At 67.8% G+C, this 21,316-nt stretch carries 21 protein-coding genes; 6 read left to right on the top strand and 15 right to left on the bottom strand.

Features of this window, described 5'->3' with window-relative positions; translation table 11 throughout:
- Positions 1-14: 14 nt before the first annotated feature.
- Positions 15-404: a cupin domain-containing protein gene (locus EP28_RS13115; RefSeq protein WP_049984441.1), complete on the bottom strand. Its 390-nt coding sequence runs from the start codon at positions 402-404 to the stop codon at positions 15-17.
- Between the two features lie 129 nt (positions 405-533).
- On the opposite strand from EP28_RS13115, the gene aroA reads away from it, so the two are divergent.
- The 3 genes from aroA (at position 534) to EP28_RS13100 (ending at position 3,685) form a co-directional block, all read left to right on the top strand.
- On the top strand, positions 534-1,973 hold the full coding sequence (gene aroA, locus EP28_RS13110; RefSeq protein ID WP_049984440.1) for a 3-phosphoshikimate 1-carboxyvinyltransferase: 1,440 nt from the start codon (positions 534-536) through the stop codon (positions 1,971-1,973).
- Positions 1,974-2,128: 155 nt separating this feature from the next.
- On the top strand, positions 2,129-2,386 hold the full coding sequence (locus EP28_RS13105) for a hypothetical protein (protein WP_049984439.1): 258 nt from the start codon (positions 2,129-2,131) through the stop codon (positions 2,384-2,386).
- Between the two features lie 84 nt (positions 2,387-2,470).
- Positions 2,471-3,685, top strand: coding sequence for an ArsA family ATPase (locus tag EP28_RS13100; RefSeq protein ID WP_049984438.1), 1,215 nt, complete (start codon positions 2,471-2,473; stop codon positions 3,683-3,685).
- A 37-nt stretch (positions 3,686-3,722) separates the two neighbouring features.
- Here the strand turns inward: EP28_RS13100 and EP28_RS13095 are convergent, their stop codons facing one another.
- Both EP28_RS13095 and EP28_RS13090 read right to left on the bottom strand, forming a co-directional pair.
- Complete coding sequence (locus tag EP28_RS13095) at positions 3,723-4,358, bottom strand: DUF2238 domain-containing protein (RefSeq protein ID WP_049984437.1); 636 nt, start codon at positions 4,356-4,358, stop codon at positions 3,723-3,725.
- Positions 4,355-5,023, bottom strand: a complete 669-nt coding sequence (locus EP28_RS13090; RefSeq protein ID WP_049984436.1) for a hypothetical protein — start codon at positions 5,021-5,023, stop codon at positions 4,355-4,357. Before EP28_RS13090 ends, EP28_RS13095 begins: the two co-directional genes overlap by 4 nt.
- Positions 5,024-5,191: 168 nt before the next feature.
- On the opposite strand from EP28_RS13090, the gene EP28_RS13085 reads away from it, so the two are divergent.
- Together EP28_RS13085 and EP28_RS13080 are read left to right on the top strand one after the other, a co-directional pair.
- Complete coding sequence (locus EP28_RS13085) at positions 5,192-5,971, top strand: DUF2103 domain-containing protein (protein ID WP_049984435.1); 780 nt, start codon at positions 5,192-5,194, stop codon at positions 5,969-5,971.
- Positions 5,972-6,158: 187 nt separating this feature from the next.
- Positions 6,159-6,887: a LysE family translocator gene (locus EP28_RS13080; protein ID WP_049984434.1), complete on the top strand. Its 729-nt coding sequence runs from the start codon at positions 6,159-6,161 to the stop codon at positions 6,885-6,887.
- Positions 6,888-7,025: 138 nt separating this feature from the next.
- Here the strand turns inward: EP28_RS13080 and EP28_RS13075 are convergent, their stop codons facing one another.
- From EP28_RS13075 to ahaH, 12 genes are all read right to left on the bottom strand, one after another.
- Positions 7,026-7,721, bottom strand: a complete 696-nt coding sequence (locus tag EP28_RS13075) for a V-type ATP synthase subunit D (protein WP_049984433.1) — start codon at positions 7,719-7,721, stop codon at positions 7,026-7,028.
- A gap of 142 nt (positions 7,722-7,863) precedes the next feature.
- Positions 7,864-8,757, bottom strand: a complete 894-nt coding sequence (locus EP28_RS13070) for a lycopene cyclase domain-containing protein (protein WP_230455366.1) — start codon at positions 8,755-8,757, stop codon at positions 7,864-7,866.
- 54 nt (positions 8,758-8,811) lie between these two features.
- Positions 8,812-9,561 (bottom strand): bacteriorhodopsin, encoded by a 750-nt coding sequence (locus EP28_RS13065; protein ID WP_196219651.1) that lies wholly within the window; start codon positions 9,559-9,561, stop codon positions 8,812-8,814.
- A gap of 121 nt (positions 9,562-9,682) precedes the next feature.
- Positions 9,683-11,350: a PAS domain-containing protein gene (locus EP28_RS13060; protein WP_049984431.1), complete on the bottom strand. Its 1,668-nt coding sequence runs from the start codon at positions 11,348-11,350 to the stop codon at positions 9,683-9,685.
- A 110-nt stretch (positions 11,351-11,460) separates the two neighbouring features.
- Positions 11,461-12,882, bottom strand: coding sequence for a V-type ATP synthase subunit B (locus EP28_RS13055; protein WP_049984430.1), 1,422 nt, complete (start codon positions 12,880-12,882; stop codon positions 11,461-11,463).
- A 2-nt stretch (positions 12,883-12,884) separates the two neighbouring features.
- Complete coding sequence (locus tag EP28_RS13050) at positions 12,885-14,663, bottom strand: ATP synthase subunit A (protein WP_049984429.1); 1,779 nt, start codon at positions 14,661-14,663, stop codon at positions 12,885-12,887.
- Position 14,664: 1 nt separating this feature from the next.
- Positions 14,665-14,994, bottom strand: coding sequence for a V-type ATP synthase subunit F (locus EP28_RS13045; protein WP_049984428.1), 330 nt, complete (start codon positions 14,992-14,994; stop codon positions 14,665-14,667).
- Positions 14,991-16,037 (bottom strand): V-type ATP synthase subunit C, encoded by a 1,047-nt coding sequence (locus tag EP28_RS13040; protein ID WP_049984427.1) that lies wholly within the window; start codon positions 16,035-16,037, stop codon positions 14,991-14,993. Before EP28_RS13040 ends, EP28_RS13045 begins: the two co-directional genes overlap by 4 nt.
- The gene (locus EP28_RS13035; protein WP_049984426.1) at positions 16,034-16,612 is read right to left on the bottom strand and encodes a V-type ATP synthase subunit E; all 579 of its coding nucleotides are present in this window, start codon (positions 16,610-16,612) and stop codon (positions 16,034-16,036) included. The genes EP28_RS13040 and EP28_RS13035 overlap by 4 nt, the downstream gene beginning before the upstream one ends.
- A gap of 22 nt (positions 16,613-16,634) precedes the next feature.
- Positions 16,635-16,886, bottom strand: coding sequence for a hypothetical protein (locus tag EP28_RS13030; protein ID WP_012659523.1), 252 nt, complete (start codon positions 16,884-16,886; stop codon positions 16,635-16,637).
- Between the two features lie 171 nt (positions 16,887-17,057).
- The gene (locus tag EP28_RS13025) at positions 17,058-19,259 is read right to left on the bottom strand and encodes a V-type ATP synthase subunit I (RefSeq protein WP_049984425.1); all 2,202 of its coding nucleotides are present in this window, start codon (positions 19,257-19,259) and stop codon (positions 17,058-17,060) included.
- A 4-nt stretch (positions 19,260-19,263) separates the two neighbouring features.
- Entirely contained in the window at positions 19,264-19,620 is a 357-nt protein-coding gene (gene ahaH, locus EP28_RS13020; protein ID WP_049984424.1) for an ATP synthase archaeal subunit H, read from the bottom strand.
- 224 nt (positions 19,621-19,844) lie between these two features.
- Here ahaH and EP28_RS13015 point away from each other — a divergent pair, with 224 nt between their 5' ends.
- Positions 19,845-21,281, top strand: coding sequence for a nucleotide-binding protein (locus EP28_RS13015; protein ID WP_049984423.1), 1,437 nt, complete (start codon positions 19,845-19,847; stop codon positions 21,279-21,281).
- Positions 21,282-21,316: the final 35 nt, after the last annotated feature.

The following is a 21,316-nucleotide window of genomic DNA, read 5'->3' as shown; positions in this document are numbered from 1 at the left end:
GGTGTTCGTTCGAGTCACACTTCGAACTCGGTCTGGTAGTCCGTCGCGTCGACGCGGTCCTCTCGGAGCGGCCAGAAGGCGAGCAGCGTGGCCGGCTCGTCGGAGACGGCGCGGGAGGCGTGCGGCACGTCAGGCGGGATCTCGACGGCGTCGTACGTCGACAGCGAGACGCGCTCGCCGTCGACGATGAAGTCCACTTCACCCTCGACCACGAGGTTCATCTGCTCCCACGGGTGCGAGTGCGGCGGCTTGTCCTCCCGGTCCGGCCCGATCGTCGTCATGCCGATCATCTGGTCGACGCCGCGGAAGACGACCTGCTCGAACCCCGTGCCCTCCTTCGCGAGCGGCGCGTCTTTGAGGTTGTACACGGACGGAATCTCGGACGGATCGTAGGAACGAACCATACGCTGTCGAGTACCGACGGCGTGGTAAACGTGGGGGATGCGGTCGACGGTGACGAGAGACGGCCGCACTCCCGATCAGAATCGTGCCGCGTCCGGTACCGACTTGTCGCCGGGGCCGGCACGTGACGTATGGACGTTCACGTCACCACCTCGACAGTGCGGGGGACGACTCGCGCGCCGCCATCGAAGAGCTACACGCACCGCGCGCTGCTCGCAGCGGGGTACAGCGACCGCGCGGTCGTCCGCTCGCCGCTGGTTTCTGCGGACACGAGAGCGACCGCGCGCGCCGTGCGGGCGTTCGGCGGCCGGGTGAGCGTCGCCGACACCAATGATTCTGCCGCCGCTAACACCGATGGCTCCGCCGACAGCGCCGACGGCGACACCCACGGCGACTCCGCCGCGCCGATCGTCCCCGACGGAGCAGAGGCGGTCGCGGTCGACGGATTCGGAGGCCGTCCCGCCGTCCCGGACGACGTGATCGACTGTGCGAACTCCGGGACGACGATGCGGCTCGTCACCGCCGCGGCCGCGCTCGCGGACGGGACGACGGTACTCACGGGCGACGGATCGCTCCGGTCGCGTCCGCAGGGGCCGCTCCTCGACGCGCTCGCCGACCTCGGCGTGCGCGCGGAGTCGACGCGAAACAACGGGCTGGCTCCGCTCGTCGTCACCGGTCCGCTCGCGGGCGGCGAGGTGGCCATCCCCGGCGACGTCTCCTCGCAGTACGTCACGGCGCTACTGATGGCCGGCGCGGTCACGGACGAGGGGGTCGAGGTCGACCTCACGACGCCGCTCAAGTCGGCACCCTACGTCGACATCACGCTCGAACTGCTTGCCGAGTTCGGGGTCGAGGCGACGCCCGTCGACGACGGCGGCGACCCGATAGACGGCGCGGCGGGCGCAGCGGGGTTCTCCGTCCCCGGCGGTCAGTCGTACGACCCTGTCGGCGGGAGCTACGCGGTGCCCGGCGACTTCTCGTCTATCTCGTACCTCCTCGCCGCGGGCGCGGTCGCCGGCGACGACGGAGAGACCGTCCGGATCGAGGGAGCGCGACCGAGCGCGCAGGGCGACGCCGCGATAGTCGACATCGCGGAACGCATGGGAGCCGCGGTCGACTGGGACCGCGACGCCGGCGAGATCGCGGTCGAGCGCGCGCCGCTCTCCGGGGTCACCGTTGACGTGGGCGACACGCCCGATCTGCTCCCCACGATCGCCGCGCTCGGGGCCGCCGCCGACGGCGACACGCGGATCGAAAACTGCGAGCACGTCCGCTACAAGGAGACCGACCGGGTGTCAGCGATGGCCGAGGAGCTGGAGAAGATGGGTGCAGCGACCACGGAGGAGCCGGACGTGCTCACCGTCCACGGCGACGAGAGCGACCTCCGCGGCGCGACCGTCGACGGCCGAGCGGACCACCGGATCGTGATGGCGCTCGCGGTCGCTGCGCTGGCCGCCGACGGGACCACGACGATCCGCGGCGCAGAACACGTCGACGTCTCGTTCCCGGCCTTCTTCGAGACGATGGCAGAGTTGGGCATGGACGTGGAACGCGGGAGCGCGGGCGAGTAGATTCGCGCGTCTCGTGCCCTCGGCCGGTTCGACACATCCGGTCGGGTACTCGCAGCGCGACCGGCCTCTGCGTTCGGAGCCGCGTGAATCACCGGGGAAGACAACCATTATGCTTGTGTATATTATATACAATAGTACATGGGGAGAGATAGCGGATGAGCGGTGAGCCGGCGTCGGACGACGCGGCCCGTGGCCCCAACCCCGTCACGGTCGTCGGGATAGTGTTTGCCACGATCGTGTCGCTTACCGTGGTCGCGTACACGGTGACGGTGAGTGCGGTGAACCTGCTGGCCGTCGAGGTGCTCGCGTATCCCGTCTCGGGGGTCGCGCCGTTTATCGTCATTACTGGTGCAATACTCACAATACCAATTATGATTCCAACCGCACTGATCTCGATGAAGCGGCTGAGCTGAACGGCGCTCCCGGCGAGAGGAACCCGCGCGCTGTCGATCCGTCGAGACCGACGGGTACACAAGCCACCCCGCCCACCCTCGTGCATGGACGACATCGACGTCGAACCCGTGGATCGCGTCGAAGACGATCGAGGCGTCGAGACCGGACCCGACGCCGAAGACGCCGGATCCGGTCTCGCGGTCGACGAGGACGAGAGGACGGATCTCCCCGCGGGCGTCGACGCCCCGGAGTACGTCCTCTACGGCGGGAAAGGCGGCGTCGGAAAGACTACGATGGCGGCTGCCACGGGACTCGCCTCGGCCGCGGGCGGCGTCCGGACGCTCGTCGTCTCGACCGACCCCGCCCACTCGCTGTCGGACACCTTCGAGGTCGATATTCCGGCGGAACCCGCGCGCATCCGCGAGGACATTCCGCTTTTCGCGGCCGAGATCGATCCCGACGCCGCGATGGAGGAGGGGATGTTCGGCGCGGATGCCGACCCGCTCGGCGGGCTCGGCGAGATGGGCGAGATGATGGGTGGGATGGGCGGCGACGGTCCGATGGGCGGAATGGGCGGTGCTGAGGGTCCCGACGGCGCAGGCGGTGAGGGCGACGAGGGGCTCGGCGGTCTACTCGGCGGAACGATGCCCGGTGCCGACGAGGCGGCCGCGATGCGCCAGCTCCTCGAATACCTCGACGACCCGCGGTTCGATCGGGTGATAGTCGACACCGCGCCGACGGGTCACACGCTCCGCCTCCTCCAGCTCCCCGAGATCATGGACTCGATGCTCGGGCGCGTGATGACGCTCCGTCAGCGCTTCTCGGGCATGATGGACGGGATCAAGGGGATGTTCGGCGGCGGTGACGACGACCCCGACCCGTCGGCCGACCTCGACGAGCTTCGCGACCGGATCGAGCGCCTGCGAGCCGTCCTCCGGGACCCGGCACAGACCGACTTCCGCGTCGTGATGATCCCCGAGGAGATGAGCGTCGTCGAGTCCGAGCGGCTCGTCGCCCGTCTCGACGAGTTCGAGATTCCGGTGAACACCCTCGTCGTCAACCGCGTGATGGAGGGGATCGGCGACGTGGCCGGCGACGGTGCGGGAGGTGCGGACGCGACCGCGATCGATCCGGAGTGGGTCGTGGAGCCGAACCCCGACACCTGCGAGTTCTGTGCCCGTCGGTGGGACGTCCAGCAGGGCGCGCTGCGAAAGGCCACGGACCTGTTCCGCGGCCGTGACGTGAAACGCGTCCCGCTGCTCGCCCGCGAGGTCCGCGGCGAGGCCGCGCTCCGGGTCGTCGCGGCGTGTCTGGGGTGACCGGCCGGCGGAGGGAGCGACGGGCAGGGGTGTCCGTTCAGCCCTGTGCGCGCGCCAGCAGCCGGTCGCGAACCGTCTCCGCGACCCCCGACAGGTGCGCCTGCCCGAACAGTCCCACGAGCACCGCGCCGATGGTGTTGTAGGTGAGATCGGAGACGGTGTCTTCGAGCCCGTGTTGGGCGAGCGGCATGTCGATGCCGGTCTCCGCCGCGATGATATCGAGCCCGAACTCGAACAGCTCCCAGAGCACGCCGAACGACAGCACGACGACGACGATGAAGGCGAACGAGAATCGCGGCGGGATACGGATCGCGTCGCTGTGGAGGTCGATCGCTCGAAGCGTGGTGTACCCGGCGGCCGCGACGAGCGAGGCCGAGAGCGAGTGTGTGACGTGGTCCCACCACTCGACCCGAGCATAGAACCCGGCCGACCCGACCGTGTGAAGGAAGACGGCCATCGTGATCCACAGCGCGAGCCACGGGTCGAGCGGGAGGTCATAGCGCCGTTCGAGCGCCGCCGGGATCAGCGTGACGAGAAGCGAGATGCTCCCGTTGCTTATCGCCTTCTGTTCGCCGGCGACGAAGCCGTACGCCACGATGGCGACGAGGAAGACCTGCATCGCGCCCGTGAGACGACGCTGCGACCGGAGCGAGGGACGGGGAAGCAGGCTCATCGCCGCACCACCCGGCGGATGGCGCGACGGAGGCGCCGGCCGCGGCGTCTGAAGTAGCCGTCGAAGAGGAGTCCGGCCGCGACCCCGGCCAGCGTGACGTAGACCCACTCGATCATCAGCGCGTCGTTCGTGGTCAGGTACGTCGTCCCGACGGTTCGATCGAGGTTCCAGCGGAGCACGGTCCACACCGCGGCCGTCGCCAGCGTCGCCATCACCACGAAGACGACGGCGAACCAGTGGGTGACCCGCAGCGAGGTGAACATGTGGAGGTCGACGGTGATCACGAGCGCCAGCGCCGCGATCGCGACGTACGTCGCGAACGTCCCTAACTCGCCGCCGAGCAGCGCACGCACGAGGACCGGCAACAGCGCGAGTCCGACGAGCTCCGCCGGCAGCGTAACCCGCCAGTCGCGCGCCGCGACGGTGGGCGCGAGCACGACTGCGCCGAGCCCGACGACGATCGACGCCGCCAACAGGTCGACGTCGAGCGCGCTCTCGACGAGGACGCCGAGGAGGACGGCGACCATCGCCCACGCGACGAGCGCGTTGTATCGTCCGTCGCGGACGAGCCGGGCGAGTCGGTCCTCGACCGTCTCCGGCTCGGGGGGTGGGTCGCTCGCGGGCTCCTCCTCGACATCCTCGTCGACGCCGCGGCGTTCGCTCATACGGAGTATCGGAGGCCGGCGAGGGATATAGGGGTTGCTCCGCCGGACGGGTCGACCGCGCCGGCGGACGCATCGAACGAACGGACGCGCCGAACGAACGGCGCGCTCGAAAGAATTGACGCCCACACGAACGGACGCGCTTTTATTCGCCACGCGCCTTTCGTCGGTATGAACTGTCGGCGGTGTGGGACCCCGCTCCGAAAGCCCGGGGACTTCTGTCTCACCTGCAACACCGCCAACGCCGACGCCGTCGTCGCGGAGTTCGAACCGGACCGCGCGCGGCTCACGGTGTTAGACGAAGACGCGGTCGTCGGCGAGACGACGGTGACGACCCGCCCCGAGAGCGCGGAACGGCTGAGCGAGGTCCAGCTCCGAAACTTCGCCGGCCGCGTCGCCGACGAGATCCGACGGAAGCGCCCCGACACCGTCTACGCCGCCGGCGCGCGCGAGCCCCTGCGTGAGACTCGCGCGCAACTTCACCACGAGTTCTACCGCGTGCCGGACGCGAGGCGGGACAGCGAGGGCAGCGGCGCGAGCGCCCCCGACGACCGCGACGTGACCCCCATCGTCGAGTGGGTGCTCGACCGCCGCGGCGACCGCGCGTTGGACGTGGTCGAGACGCCGCCGCGCGAGAAGATCGGCGGCTCGCACTCGACGCTCATCGGCGACCGCAAGGGGCGAAAGGCCGTCGGCACGGTCGCCGACCACCCCCACGTCAAGAAGATCGTCCCGGGACCGATCGACGCCGGCGGCACGGGATCGCGGACGGGCCTCCGCGCGAAGGCGACCCGCGCCGGCACCAACGGAAACGTCCGACTCCTCCTTCGCGACGGCTCCAGCGTGCAGGAGAACCGGATCGTCACCACCGCGATGGACCGCGAGACCGGCGAGCGCGTGCGAGCCGACCTCAACGAGGCCCTGCGAGACGCGGGGCTACAAGACGAGTGACGCCACACGGCGGTCGCGAGGAGCCGACAGCGAAGCGGTCGGCGACTCACGACCGTGTACGGATCCGGCCATCGATGACCAACCCTTGTTGTGAATGCCCGTACGTGTCCTGTAACGGCAGTGATGCGGGTGTACAGCTCCGTTCCGCTTCGCGGGATTTTTCACGAAACCCGACGTGTTCCGGGGCGTGAACCTCCTCGTCACGCTCGGTGCCGGCGTCGTCTTCGGTCTGGCGCTCGCCGCGCCGCCCGGCCCGATGAACGCCGTGATCGCCGAGGAATCTGTCCTCCGCGGTCGCGTAGCGGGAGTTCGTGCCGGTCTCGGTGCCGCCACCGCCGACGCCGTGTTCTTCCTGCTCGCGTACGTCGGCGTCGTCGCGGTCGTCGAGTCGCTCCCCCTGTTGCGGGCCGTCATGATCGCGGTCGGCGGCGTCTTGATGCTGTACTTCGCCGTCGACGCGGCGCGCGGCGCACGGGCGTCGTTCCGACCCACGTCGGGCGACGAGCCGTCGATCGCGGCCGGGAAGGGGTTCCGCAAGGCGCTGGTGCTCGCGCTGACGAACCCCTATCAGGTGCTGTTCTGGCTGACGGTCGGCGTCGGACTGCTCCGTCCCGGCGAACTCGACGTGCTGGCGCGACTCCCCGTGGTCGGTTCGGACTTGGCCGGAACCCTCGTCGTCGCCACCGGGTCGCCGGCGCTAATCGGCGGGTTCTTCCTCGGCGTGTTGACGTGGATCGTGGGATTCCCGACCGGTCTCGTCGCGGCCGAACGGCGGATCGAGACGTTCGCCCCCGTCGTCGCCGTCGGCTCCGCGCTCGTGCTCGCCGGATTCGGCGTCTACTTTCTGTACGACGCCGCGACGACGCTCGGGGCCACATCGATAGTCGACACCGTCGGCACGCTTGTGACTGGGTAGCCGTCAGCACAGAACGAAAGGCGGCGAGAAACGGCGGATTCGACGAGTGACGTGACTGCGGACGGCGGCTAGAAACGCTCGGATCGAGGCAGTTGAGGGGGGCAGTCGACGAATCGGTCGCCACCGCGCGTACGGGTGTCAGTCGGCCGCTTCGGGCTCTTCGACCGCCTGACTCTCGGCGGCCGCCTCGGCGGCCTCGGCCTTCTCCTCTTCTTCTTTTTTCGCTTTGATCTTCTTCAGCCGGAAGATCTCTTCGCGCTCCTGCTCTTCGAGCTTCTGTTCTATGTATTCTTGATTCTCGTATAGGCGGGGCAAGAGCGTGAACTCCAACGCGTTCACGCGGCGCTTCGTGGTCTCGATCTCCGTGAGCATCTTTTTCATCGCCGTCTCGACCTCGGCGGCGAGAATGATGGATTCGAGCAGTTCCTCGTAGGCGTCTGCCGCCTCGTCGATGCGGGCGGAGGAGCCGAGCAGCCCGTAGCCCCGCTCGTCGAGGCTCTTTTTCACCTTCGAGGACTCGATCTGGGGAACGACGACCCCCATGATGTTCTTCGACTGCGTCGTGATCTCCGGGTGCTCTTTCAGCGCCGCGGCCGCGCCCCGAACGGCGACGTCGCCCTCCATCGCTCGGGCCATGTCGATTTTCCGCTGGGCCGTCTCGTAGTTCTCGGAGACGTCCGATCGGACATCCTGTGCCTGGTCGAGAATGTCCATGAACTCCATGATGAGGCCGTCACGCTTCTGTTCGAGGGTGTCGTGACCGCGCTCGGAGAGTTCGATGCGGTCCTCGATCGCCATCAGATTCTTGCGTGTCGGTTTGACGTCCTTGGCCATCTATTGAGGAGAGATAACGAACCGAGCCTGTTAACCTTTTATTGTTTGCCGACGGACCACGGAGGACCGGACCCGACCGCTCCCGCCGTACGGGTCCAGACCCGACCGCTCCCGCCGTACGGGTCCAGACCCGACCGCCGCGTCAGTCGCCCCCGAGTTCGGCGGGCGTCCGATCCGGATCGCCGGCCGGTCGTCGGTCGCCGGCCGCCGTCTCCGTTGCCCATCGAACCGTCACCAGCCGGTAGAGGATCAGCCCCTGTACGACGAACAGGTTGGTCACGAGGAAGAACGTCGCCTCTTCGATCGGGAGCCCCCCGATCGTGAGCCCTGTGGTGTACTGCGCTGAGAGCACCCAGATGCCGAACTCGATGGCGATCCGGTCTGCGAGACAGAGGTACAGCGTCGGAACGAGCGTCCCGATCGCGACGGTCCGACGCCGCGCCCAGAGCTGTGGGGCACCGACGAGCCACTGCAGTGCTACCACCGGTGCCGCCCACGCGAGGACCGCACCGAGGTAGAACGCCCCGTCGGTACCGAGGAGCCGCCACCCGACGACGCCGAGTCCGATCGCAGCCGCGAGCCCGCCGACCCGCCACGCGACGGGACTGCCGCTCCGGTCCCACGTCGCGTCCGTCTCGAAATGCGCGAGCCACAGCGCCGTCATCCACGGCTGCACGACGATGAACAGGTACTCTTCGAGCGGCGCGTGCCAGAGCCGAAATAGGGTCCGGCCATCACCGTACCACCACACGCCTCTGGCGATGAGATAGTTGTCCCACGGCGTCGTGTACGCCAGTGCGACGGCGGTGATGATAACCACGCCGGCCCAGTAGTGTCGCCAGCCGCGGAGCCGGCGGGCGTCGCTCCTCGCATCCACAGACCGGCTCACGAAGCCGGTCGCGATGAGGAACAGCACGGCTGGCACGAGGAACGCGAGGTGAAACTGGATGTAGGTGAACGGGACGATCATCGGTAGGTTCGGGTGGCCGCCCGGACCGGTTCGCGGGGCACGTCGGGCGGAGGCGACGCGCCGCATCAGCGATGCTCCGCCGAGCGTGAGCGCGGACCGAGCCGCGCACGCCCGTTCCGATCAGTCGGCCGCGCTCGGCTCGGAAGTCGCCGACCCGGCGGCGTCGAGCACCTCGCGGCTCGACAGCAGGATGAAGCCGAAGCCGACCTTCGCGACCAGATCGAGCACCATGAATCCGGCCGTCTCGATGGTGAGCGAGACGATCTGGAGCCCTTCGGTTCCGAGGAGCCACCACACCGGGTACACGAGCCAGACGACGACGATCAGCGTTCGGAGCGTGCTGAACGTCGATGCGGCCTGTCCGGACAACCGGGAGGCCTTCTCATCGAGCGAGCCGTACAGCATGTACAGGAGTACGAGCAGGAAGCCGGTGGAGACGCCCCACCAGACGAGCCGCGTCCCGCCCGCCGAGAGCACGGCCGCGCTCGTCGACAGCGTCGCGATCGCACCGGTACCGATCATCAGCACGTCGAGACCGACGAGCGAGGCGAGCTGGTTCCGCGTCGCCCCGGCGAGAAGTCCGAGGTCGATGAGGAGCAGCGGCGTCGTGAACAGCCAGTCGGTGTACCGCGCCCAGTAGATGGGCAGCTCCTCGCCGCCGAGCGTCACCGTCGTCAGTCCGAATCCAAGCGCCATCGCGAGGTAGTTGACGAACGCGATGGCGGTGATGAATATCGTGACGATGTAGAACTCCTGTCGCCGTCTATCGGTCTCTCCCCAGCCCCTAGCGATGAAGTACAGCATCCCTAGGAACATGCCTAGTGTCCCGATCCAAAGCCAGATCCCTTCGCTACCGGGTTGTGCCATCATGGCGCATATATCAGTACGTCGCGAGTTCTACTAAGCGGCGTACACAACTAGTGTGGTACGCCCCGAACGTCGGCAGACTCGGCGTGCGCGTTCGTTCCACGCGCTCCGCGTAAGATTGAGATTATCGTTCGAAGATCGCCGCCGCTATCTTGCGCTGTGCCGCGCGCAGGTGTTGGTGGAACGTCGATCGGGTAACGCCCATCGAGTCAGCGATCTCGTCGCCGTTCGTCTCGTGTGGCCACGCGAAGTACCCGCTCGTGTGCGCACGCACCAGCGCGGCCCGTTGTCGTGGCGTCAGTCGCGACTCGACCTCGGCGACGAATTCCCGGCGGGTCTCGTGTGCCTGTTCCCGCCGTCGGTAGCTGCGAAGATCCGCGCCGGAAAGGCAGTCGAGGGCATCGGCCGCGAGCGAGCGCGCCAACGCCTCTCGGCCGACCTCGATCGTCGCGACCGCGACGCCCTCGGACACCTCCCAACCGCACAGCTCGCCGCTGTACTCTCGTATTAACTCCGCCAGCGGAGTCTCATCGAACGACAGTTCGACCACCGGTGTGTCCGTCTCCGCGGCGAGGATCGAATGCACGGAGACGTCCGCCGCCTCGGCTGCATCGTGAATCGTCTCGGCGTCCACCTCCGCCGCGCCGTCCAGTTTGAACAGTAACGACCGCTCGCCGCGATCACCGACGGTGCCGGTGTGGCGGAGCGAACACGACAACGCCTCGCTGAACGAACCGAGCGGATGAGAAGCGAGCGCCAGTTGGAACCGGACGACGCTGTCCCCGCGGAGCGTCCGCTGGCTCTCCAGTGCGTTGATGCCGATCGCGACGGTCCGTCCGAGCGCAGTCAGCACGTCCCGCTCGTGGCGGCGGAACTCCTCGGTCTGCGCGTAGACGACGAGGACGCCGTAGACCGCCTCGCCGAAGTGGAGCGGCACGGCCGCGACCGCGGCCGCCTCGGCCGGCTCCTCCGGGCCGATCGGTTCGAGTCGCACGCGACGATCGGTCATCGCCGCCGCGACGGCGGTTTCAACCGACCTCTCCCCGTCGTCGCCGGCCGCGACCGAGACCGACTCGATCGCCGCTCCAACGTCGCCCTCCGACGCGTGCGGTTCGACCGTTTCGGTCGCCGGGTCGTACGTCCCGATCCACGCGCTGGAGTACGTGGCCGCGATGCTCCGGACGACCGCCTGACGCAACTCTTCCCGTGACGACGCCAGCGCCACCGCTTCCGTGACCTCGGCGACGATGCCGTCCAGCCGTTCCAAGAGACGCGCCTGTGCGGTCCGCTCGTGTTCTATCCGCGTCGCCCGGTCCGACGCCGCCTGTTCGGCCCGTTTGCGCCGGGTGACGTCCTGTTGGAAACCGACGTAGTACGCGACTGCTCCCGACTCGTCCCGAAGTGGTGCGATCGTCACCTCGTTCCAGAACAGCTCACCGCTCCGACGATAGTTGCGGAGTTCGACCGTTACGGGCTCTTCGTTCTCGATCGCGGCACGCATCTGCCGCACCGGCTTCTCCCGGGTCCCCTCCCCCTGAAGAAACCGGCAGTTCCGGCCGACCGCGTACGACGGCGAGTAGCCGGTCATCCGCTCGAACGCCGCGTTCACGTAGATGAGCGGCATGTCCGACTGGGTCGCGTCCGCGATCGTGATCCCGACCGGTGCCTCGTCCATCGTCCGGGTCTTCAACGCCTCATCGACGGCGTCGGTGCTCGCCGACCGCGTCGACTCGGACGCGTGTGCTGACCGTGTTGGTCCCGAGTCGGCGTTCGGGTTTCCCGGCCGCGTCATGTACGAACATGGCGTCGGACGACCAAAACGTACGGGGTCGGACTCACTCGGACTCACGCGCGGTGCCGCCGCTCGCGAGCGGTCGAAAACGAAAGGAAAGGAAAGCCGCGTCAGTCCGCTACTTCGACGATTTTACGCTCGGAGTCGTCCTCCCGGTAGTGCTCCTCGATGAACTCCTCGTCGATTCGGTTGAGGGCGTCCTTCGGGAGCATCGAGAGCAGGTCCCAGCCGATAGAGAGCGTCTCCTCGATAGTGCGGTTCGTCTCGAAGCCCTGGTCGACGAACTCCGATTCGAAGGCGTCCGCGAAGTCGAGATACTTGTTGTCGAGCTCGGAGAGCGCCTCGCGGCCGACGATGTTCACGAGGTCACGGAGGTCTTCGCCCTCCGCGTACGCCGCGAACATCTGGTCTTTCACGTCGGCGTGGTCCTCGCGGGTGAGCCCCTCGCCGATCCCGTCGTCCATCAGCCGCGACAGGCTGGGAAGGACGTTGATCGGCGGCTGCAGGCCCTGACTGTTCAGGTCTGGGTCGACGTAGATCTGTCCCTCCGTGATGTACCCGGTCAGGTCCGGGATCGGGTGGGTGTCGTCGTCGCCCGGCATCGTGAGGATCGGGATCTGGGTCACGGAGCCATCACGTCCCTGAATCCGTCCGGCGCGCTCGTACAGCTGCGCCAGGTCGGTGTACATGTACCCGGGGTAGCCACGGCGACCGGGAACCTCCTCGCGGGCCGCCCCGATCTCGCGGAGCGCCTCGCAGTAGTTGGTCATGTCCGTCAGGATGACGAGGACGTGGTAGTCCTTCTCGAAGGCGAGGTACTCGGCCGTCGTCAGGACCATCCGCGGCGTGACCGTCCGCTCGACTGCGGGGTCGTCCGCGAGGTTCATGAAGACGACGGAGCGTTCCAGCGCGCCGGTGCGCTCGAAGTCCTCCATGAACTCGTTGGCCTCCTCCTGGGTGATCCCCATCGCACCGAAGATGACGGCGAACTCGGAGCTCTCCTCGTCGTCGCCCTCCTCTTCTTCGGGCACGCTGGCCTGTCGGGCGATCTGCATCGCCAGTTCGCTGTGTGGCTGGCCGGAGCTGGAGAAGATCGGGAGCTTCTGGCCGCGAACGAGCGTGTTCATCCCGTCGATGGCGGAGACGCCCGTCTCGATGAACTCCTCGGGGTACTCTCGGGAGTACGGGTTGATCGCCGCGCCGACGATGTCCTGACGCTCCTCGGGAACGATCTCCGGACCGTCGTCGATCGGACGGCCCGACCCGTCGAGGACCCGTCCGAGTAGGTCCTCGGTGACGGGCATCTTCATCGTCTCGCCCAGGAAGCGGACGGACGCGTTCTGGTCGATACCGGAGGTGCCCTCGAACACCTGAATGGCGACGACGCCATCCGAGGATTCGAGCACCTGTCCGCGCAGCGTCTCCCCCTGTGCCGTCTCGATCTCGACGATCTCGTCGTAGCCGATGGCCTCGTCGACCTCGGCGTACACCAGCGGGCCGCTGATCTCGGTGATTGTTTGGTACTCTTTCATTGTCAGTAGAGGCTCCGGAGCTCCTCTTTGATCTCCGCTTTGAGGTCTTCGACGTACTCCTCGTAATCCTCTTGGACGCCGATCCGGTTGATCCGGGGTGCGGAGTCGGTGTCGATGATCTCTTCGACCGGCACGCCCGCTTCGAGGGCGTCGAACGCCTCGTCGTTGAACGTCTCGATCGTCGTCAACATGAGGTACGTCTTCTCCGGCGGACAGTAGGTGTCGACCGGGTGGAACGCGTTCTGCTGGAGGTACGCCTCGCGCAGGTAGCGGGCGACCTCAAGCGTGAGCTGCTGGTCGTCCGGCAGAGCGTCCTTCCCGACGAGCTGGACGATCTCTTGGAGTTCCGTCTCCTCGTCGAGCACGTCGACCGCCCACTGGCGCTTCTCCGCCCAGTCGTCGGCGACCTCGTCTTCGAACCACGGGTCGAGCTGATCCTTGTACAGCGAGTACGACTCGTTCCAGTTGATCGACGGGAAGTGGCGGCGCTCCGCTAAGTCCGCGTCGAGCGCCCAGAACGTCTTCACGATACGCAGCGTGTTCTGGGTGACCGGCTCGGAGAAGTCGCCACCGGGCGGGCTCACCGCGCCGATCGCGGAGACGGACCCTTCCGTCCCGTTGACGTTCTCGAAGTAGCCGGCGCGCTCGTAGAACTGCGCGAGCCGGGCAGCGAGGTACGCGGGGTACCCCTCCTCGCCGGGCATCTCCTCCAGCCGGGAGGAGATCTCGCGCATCGCCTCCGCCCACCGCGAGGTGGAGTCGGCCATGAGCGCCACGTCGTACCCCATGTCGCGGTAGTACTCGGCGATCGTGATCCCGGTGTAAATACAGGACTCACGCGCCGCGACGGGCATGTTCGACGTGTTCGCGATGAGCGAGGTCCGGGCCATGAGCGGGTTGCCGTTGGCCGGGTCCTCAAGCTCGGGGAAGTCCTCGATGACCTCGGTCATCTCGTTGCCGCGCTCGCCGCAGCCGACGTACACGATGATGTCGGCGTCTGCGTACTTCGCGAGCTGGTGCTGGGTGACCGTCTTCCCGGAACCGAACGGCCCCGGAATCGCGGCCGTCCCGCCCTTCGCGATGGGGAAGAGGCCGTCGAGAATGCGCTGACCGGACACGAGCGGCGTCCGGGGCGTCTTCTTGTTCGCGGAGGGGCGCGCCTCGCGGACGGGCCACTCCTGATGCATCGAGACGTCAGTCCCGTTGGACAGTTCCGCGACCGTCTCAGTGACGTCGAACGAGCCCGACTCGACGGCGGTGACCTCCGCCGTCTCGCCCTCGTCGAGGGCGTCCGGCGGCACCATCACCTTGTGGTCGATGGTGACCGTCTCCTCGACGACGCCGACGACGTCGCCGCGGCCGACCTCGTCGCCGACCTCGACGGTGGGCTCGAACTCCCACTGCTCTTCGAGGTCGATGCCGGGCGCGTCGACCCCGCGGTCGAGGTACGGACTGCCCATCTTGCCCTCCAGCACGTCCAAGGGACGCTGGACGCCGTCGTAGATGGCGTCTAGCATTCCCGGACCAAGGTCGACCGACAGCGGCTCGCCCGTGTTCTCGACGGGCTCGCCGGGGGCGACCCCGGAGGTCTCCTCGTACACCTGAACGGTCGTGATGTCGCCTTCGATCTCGATCACTTCCCCCATGAGGCCTTCGTCGCCGACGTAGACGACGTCGTTCATGCGGGCGTCGAGATCGCGGGCGCTCACGACCGGACCGCTCACGCTCTGGATAACACCGGTTTCGGTTGTGGTGGTCTCCGTGGATTCTGCTTTACTCATGTTAGTCGTCCTCCTCCATCAGGTCGATCCCGATGGCTCGTTTGATCTGGTCGCGCAGCCCGCCGCTGCCTGCGCCGGACCCGCCGAGCGTCACGAGCACCGGCTCGATGCTTCCCTCGACCGACTCGCGGGTCCCCCGCGAGAGGTGGTCGAGGTCGTCGTCGTGCATCACGATGATGCCGGTTCCCTCGTCGTCGAGGGTCCGTTCGACGGCGTCGTCGAGCCGCTCGTCCTTCTCGTCGTCCGGTACGTTCTCGAACTTCCGCACGCCCGCGAGCCGGAATCCGGTCGTGAACTCCGGGCTGCCGACGACGGCTATCTCCTGGCTCATGTTATCACCAGCTCCGATTCGATCTCGTCGGCCGACAGGCCGGCCTCCTTCCCGCGGGCGATGGCCCGAATGTTCTCCACCTCGCGCTCCTTCGCGAGGATGTAGGAGATTATCGGGGTGATAGACACCGGGTGGATCGTGCCGAGGCGGTCGCCGTACGCCAACAGCGCGGCGTCCGTCGCGTGCTCGAACGCGATGAGGCTGTCCGCCTCCTCTAACTCGCGCAGCGCCGGACCCAGCTCGTCGCCGTACTGGCTGTCCGCGATGTACTCCACGAGCTCGTCGAGGTTCCGGGCGAGCCGCGCGAGCGACCCCCGGGTGAACAGCTCGCCGCCCTCGATGAAGTACGCCGCGGGGTCGATGTCCGCGCCCGACCGGGCGAGCCGGAGGGCGTTCGTCGCGTTCCGGAAGTCGACCTCGGCTTTGAGGAACGCCTCGTACTGACGGGTCGGTTCGCCGCCGCCGAGTCCGGACAGGAGCCGTTCGTAGAACGCGCGGTCGACGGCGTTCTCGAGGGGCACAAGCACGTCCGTCTCCTCGTACTCGGCGTACGCCGCCTGGAGCGGATCGCCGTAGATGGTATCTTCGAGCACCTCGACGACCGCGTCGATCGCGTCTGCCTCGAGGAGCCGGCGGATCCGTCGGTCGTCGAACTCGCCGGCGCGGATCAGGTCCGACTCGACCGCCGACTGGTCCGCGTCGGTGTAGACGCCGCGGATGACCGTCTTCACGTTCCACGCGTCGAATTTCCGGAGGTACCGGGCGATGAGGCCGTACAGCGACCCCTCGCTCCAGTCCAAGATCGCGTCGAACTGCGACGCGAGGTTCCGGTTCAGCGCGTACTCGATCAGGTCGACGCCGCCGTGTCTGCTCCCCAGGGCGTTGATCTCGTCCGCGTAGCTCGACTCCTCCATGAACCGGGCGATCTCCGCCGGACCCATGCGGGTGAGCTTACGGTACTCCTCGTCCCCGTAGAGGCTGCCGCGGCGGGCACGAACCCGCGCGACGACGTACTCTGGGTTCGAGCTGCCGACGGCGCTCATTGGTCGAACAGTCGCTCCGAGATGTGTTTCAACTCGTCGTCCCAGACGGAGTCCAGGACCGAGTCGAACGTGTTGTTCACCCGGACGCGCGAGGTGTCGCTCTCCGCGACGACACCGCCGAGACAGTCGACCTCGCCGTCGACCGCCGCGTTGCGGTCCGCGACGAGGTCTTCGAGGAGATCGACGTCCTCGGCGCGGGTGTAGACGGCGACGTCATCGTCGTCGTCGAACTCCGCGAGCGTCGCGTCGAGAAGCGTCTCGGTCAGCTCGCGGCGACGGTCGCCGTCGAGCGACTCGATGGTGGCCTCGACGTCGTCGTAGACGTCTTCGAGGACGTCACGACGGGCGCCGAGCCGCTCCTGTTTGGCCTCGAGTTTGGCCGACGAGAGCGTCTGCTCGCGCTCCTGTTCGATCTGGCGATCGGCCTCGGCGAGCCGCTCTTCGCGGATGCGCTCGGCGTCGGTCTCCGCCTCGGCGACGATCTCGTCCGCCTCGGACTCCGCCGCCTCACGGATTTCCTCTGCACGCGCGCGGGCTTCGTCTCGAACGTCCTCAACGACAGTATCCAAACTCATTGGTGTGGAAAGGGGGAACCGCTTAGACGATGAAGACGACGACGAGTGCGAGAATGACAATCGTCTCGGGGAGGACCGTCAGAATGAGCCCGTTGACGAACAGATCGTCGTCCTCGGCCATCGCGCCGACGGCGGCCGAACCGATTCCACGCTCCGCGTAGCCCGCACCGAGCGCCGCCAGTCCGACGGCGAGCGCCGCCGCGGCGCTGGGGTCAGTGAGCGTTCCTCCGGCCTGCAGTGCGACATTCCCGAGTTCGTTGGTAGCTTCAAGCATTGGTAGTAGTTGCGGTTGCTCGTCTCCGAACAGTTGCTAGTTGCCCCTACTGGAGTCATAAAGCTTCCCAAAACGACCGAACGGAACCGCCGTGACGCCGGGCAGAGGCAGGGCTCGCGGGGGTATCGACCGCGAAAAATTCGCCGGATCGGCTGAGAGGGAGCGTGACGGCTACTCGTCTGTGGTGTACTCGCGGTCGTAGCCGAACGGCAGGTACGCGTTCCCGCCGCCCTCGTAGAAGTTCCCGAAGAACTCCACGTACTCGAGACGCACCGCCTGAATGCCGGCGGACGTAACCCCGAGCGCGAGCACGACGATGTGACCGACGACCGCCACGAGGATGCCGCCTACCAGGGCGAGGACGCCGACAGCCCCGGCAGACGCCGGATCGAACGCGGTCGTCATCCCCGCGAAGACGAGTTCGTAGTCGCCGGGATGGCTCTGCACGTACTCAAGGTAGTCGGCGCTGAAGATGAAGTGGAAGCTCCCCTCGCCGCTTTCGTCGATGTACGCGCCGAACGCGAGCAGGTTCACGGCGAGCGCCATCCCGCCCTTCGCGAGCAGCACCGCCATGATACGGGCGTACGAGATGACGTTGACGATCGGCGAGAGCACCTCGGCGAGTTCCGGCGGCTCACCGATCGCGAGCAGGACGACCCCGAGCGCGATGGCCCCGATGGCGGCGTACCCGACCGCGACGGGGAAGCCGCTGAACGAGACCGCCCCGAAGGTGAGAGTCGAGAACGACTCGAAGAGGAAGTCCGGCTTCGGGCCGGGAAGGTGCTGGCTGAAGATCCAGATCCACGCGCCGTTGAGGATCAGGAGCCACGAGCCGCCCTCATAGAGCGCGTGCTTCAGGTCGTGTTGCTGGTAGTTGCTCACGAACGAGAGGACGTGTCCCACGTTCAGGTGAGCGAGTCCGAACAGCACGCTGGCGACGAGGAACGACAGCGCCCAGTCGATGTCGGCCGGCGAGAGTCCCTTGCCGTCGACCGGCCAGTGGATCTCCCCCGGCAAGAGCTGGTACGCGTGGTAGCCGAACACGTCGATCCCGAAGTAGATCCCGAACAGGATCGTGAATCCCCCGGCCCACAGCGCGACGGCGCCGAGTTCGCGGAACGTCCCGTCGTACCGGCTGTACAGGAACGCGCCGATGGCGGCGTACAACACGCCGTACCCCACGTCGCCGATCATGAAGCCGAACATGAGCGGGAAGGTGAGGAAGACCAGAAGAGTCGGGTCGAATTCGGAGTACTTCGGACGACCGAACCCCTGCACGAGCAGTTCGAAGGGACCGGCCGCGCTCCCGTTGTCTTGAACGACCGGCGGGTCGTCGCTCCCGTGGGTCGCGTGGCCGCCGTCCGTGGCCGCCTCGCGTTCGTCGTCGGCTGTCGCGGTCGCACCGCCCGCGGAGCCGCCGTCTGCGACGGCTTCGGTGTGGTGGTCGCCGTCGGGAGTGAACGACGCGCGTTCAAGTTCTTCGACGTCGGCGTGGTCGCCGACGGCCTCGGTGATCGCCGCCTCGAACTCGCCGAACGTCTCGGTCGGCACCCATCCCTCGGCGACGAACGCGTTCTCGGTCGTCGCGAAGGAGAGCGGGGCCTGCTTCTTTTCGGCCTCGATTGTGAGCTGCTCTTCTGCGCGCAACAGGAAGCCTGCAGCCTCTTCTTTCACGTCAGCGATCCGGGATTCGACCGCCGCGAGCTCCTCTCGGAGGTCGGCCTGCTCGGATTCGAGCTCGGCGACGTACTCCGCGGGGCTCGCGTCGGCGTCCGGCACGTCGAGCAGGGCGATGTCGACGCCCACGAGCGAGTCCTGAAGGACGCCCTCCTCGACTCCCGAGGCGGGCTTCGCGAAGGCGGCGACGACGTCGCCGCCCGCGAACACCTCGTGCGCGTCGACCCCGTCCGCGTCTGTGAGCGCGTCTTCGACGGCGTCGGGTTTCGCCTCGCCGACGACCACTTCGAGCGAGTCGTAGCCGCCGAGTAAGTCGAGGGCGATACCGAGGTCCGCGAACGGCTCCATCCGGTCTATCTCTTCTTGCCTGTCTCGGATCTGCGCCTGCAGCTCGTCGCGCTGGTCGTTGAGTTCGTTGACGCGCTCGCGCACGTCGGACAGCTCCGCCTCGAGTTCCTCGTCGTCGAGCGCGCGGGCCGCGTCGACGTCCGCGTCGTCGATGTCGAGGATGCTTTCGAGCGAGCGAACGGTGACGAGCCGCTCGCTGACGTCTTCGGCTCCGTCGAGCGACACGCCGGGCTCGAAGCCCTCGTAGCGCTCGTCGTAGTCGGTGACGTGCAGCGAGTGGTGGTCGTACGCCGCCTCGATCACGTCGTCGATGACGCGCTTCGAGCCCGTCACCGACACCTTGCTCATCCGCTCAGGCCTGAGCATCCACCGCCTCCTCGGCCTGACTGGTGACCGCTTCTTCGAACCGTTCGACCGCGTAGTCGACGGCTGTGTCCACTCGGTCGCGGGCCTCGCGTTCGAGCTCGTCGCGGTCGGCACGACCCGATTCGAGGATCTCCTCGCGCCGCTCCTCGATCTCCTCGCGGGCCGCTTCGATCCGCTCTTCGGCCTCGGAGGCCGCCTCCTCCTCGGCGTCGTCGCGGATCTCCTCCGCGCGCCGTCGAGCCTCGGCGAGGCGCTCGTCGGCGTCCGATTCCGCCTCCGCGATGATCTCGTCCGCCTCTGTTTCAGCCTGCTTGATCCGGTCGAGCACCTCTGGTCTCGCCATACTACTAATCGCCTGAAAGTCTAGAAGCGATGTATAAGGTGTTTGCGAAAGTGAGCGGTGGATCGCGCGGCTCCGAACGGAACGAGCCGACGCGCCGACCTGGATGAGCCGGCGCGTCGAGCTGCACGGGCCGACCGTCGAGCTGGGCGAGCCGACGCGCTCGTCGTCCGTGTGTACCCGCGCGGCCGCCTACATTTAAGTACCAGTCGCCGGACCGTCTCCGTATGGCAACGGTGTATGCGGTCGCCTCAGCGAAGGGTGGGGTCGGAAAGACCACCACGACCGCGGCGATAGCGACGATCCTGGCCGACGCCGGTGCCGATGTCGTCGCGATCGACGCCGACATCGGCATGGCGAACCTCGCGGAGGCGGTCGGCGTCGAGCCGGGAGAGACGACCCTCCACGACGTGCTCTCCGGCCGGGGCAACCCGCTCGACGCGGTTCTGTCCGGGCCGGCGGGCCTGCGCGTCCTCCCGGGGGCGGCCGACCTCGACGCGTACGCGACGGCCGACCCGTCCGGGCTTCGCGAGGTCGTCGCGGCCTTCGACGACGCGGACTACGTGTTTCTCGACGCGGGCGCGGGACTCTCGCACGACTCGACCCTGCCGCTCGGACTCGCGGACGAGACCCTTCTCGTCTCGACGGCCGAGCGCAACGCCCTCGGCGACACCGAAAAGACCCGCCAGCTGACAGAGCGCCTCGGCGGCACGGTCGCCGGCGCGGCGATCACGCGCGTCGGCGGCGACGGCGCGACGGGCGACGACCTCACCCGCCTCGACGCGCCGGTCCTCGGTCGGATCCCGGAGGACCCCGCCGTCTTTCGGGCGGCGACGGCGAACGAGCCGCTCGTGACGTTCGCGCCTGACGCACCCGCGACCCGCGCGTACCGCGAACTCGCTCGAACGCTGACCGGCGCGGAGATCCCCGACCCGGCTCCGCCCGCATCGGGTCAGACGCCTGCGGACGCGGCCGACCCAGAGCCACCGGACGCGGCCGACCCAGAGCCACCGGACGCGGCCGACCCAGAGCCACCGGACGCGGCCGGTGAGAGCGGCGAAACCGACGACGCTGGGGCGGCCGACGCCGACGGCGAGGACATCATCGTCGCCGACGCCGACTCGGGCGGGCTCGGCGAGCCAGCCGACGAGCGCGACATCATCGTCGCGGACGAATCGCCCGTGCCGAGCGACGAGAGCGGCACCGACTCGGACTCCGGCGAACCGGCGCACGCCGGTCCCGAGGACGGCGACACGGCCGACGACTTCGACGGCGACACGCGAACCGTCGGCGATGACCACGTCGACGGCGACGACCTCGAAGCGATGATCGAGGACGAGGCCGGGGAGGCGGCGTTCGAGTCGGAGGGCTCGGCGTCTGCCGACGAGGGCGCGCTCCTCGACGAACCGGAGGCCCGCGACGCGCCGGGGGAGGCGTCCGAAGAGGAGGAGCCGAGCCGCGACATCGACGACGAACTCGCGGGAAGCGTCCCGTTCCGGGACGACGACACCGGCACGATGAACACCGTCCTCTCGGAGCGGAGCGGGGCCGACGACGACAGAGACTCGACGAACGGCGACGACGAGCCCGGCGACACCGAGCGGGACGAGAGCGACGACGATACGGACGGTGACGGGTTCTTCAGTCGTCTGTTCGGGCGATAAGGCTACGTCTGCGTACGGGGAGACGGCGATTCGGT

The organism is Halorubrum sp. BV1 (assembly GCF_000746205.1).
Taxonomy (GTDB): domain Archaea; phylum Halobacteriota; class Halobacteria; order Halobacteriales; family Haloferacaceae; genus Halorubrum.
Note: the sequence above shows the minus strand (reverse complement) of the source record. Positions and strands in the feature narration are given on the sequence as shown.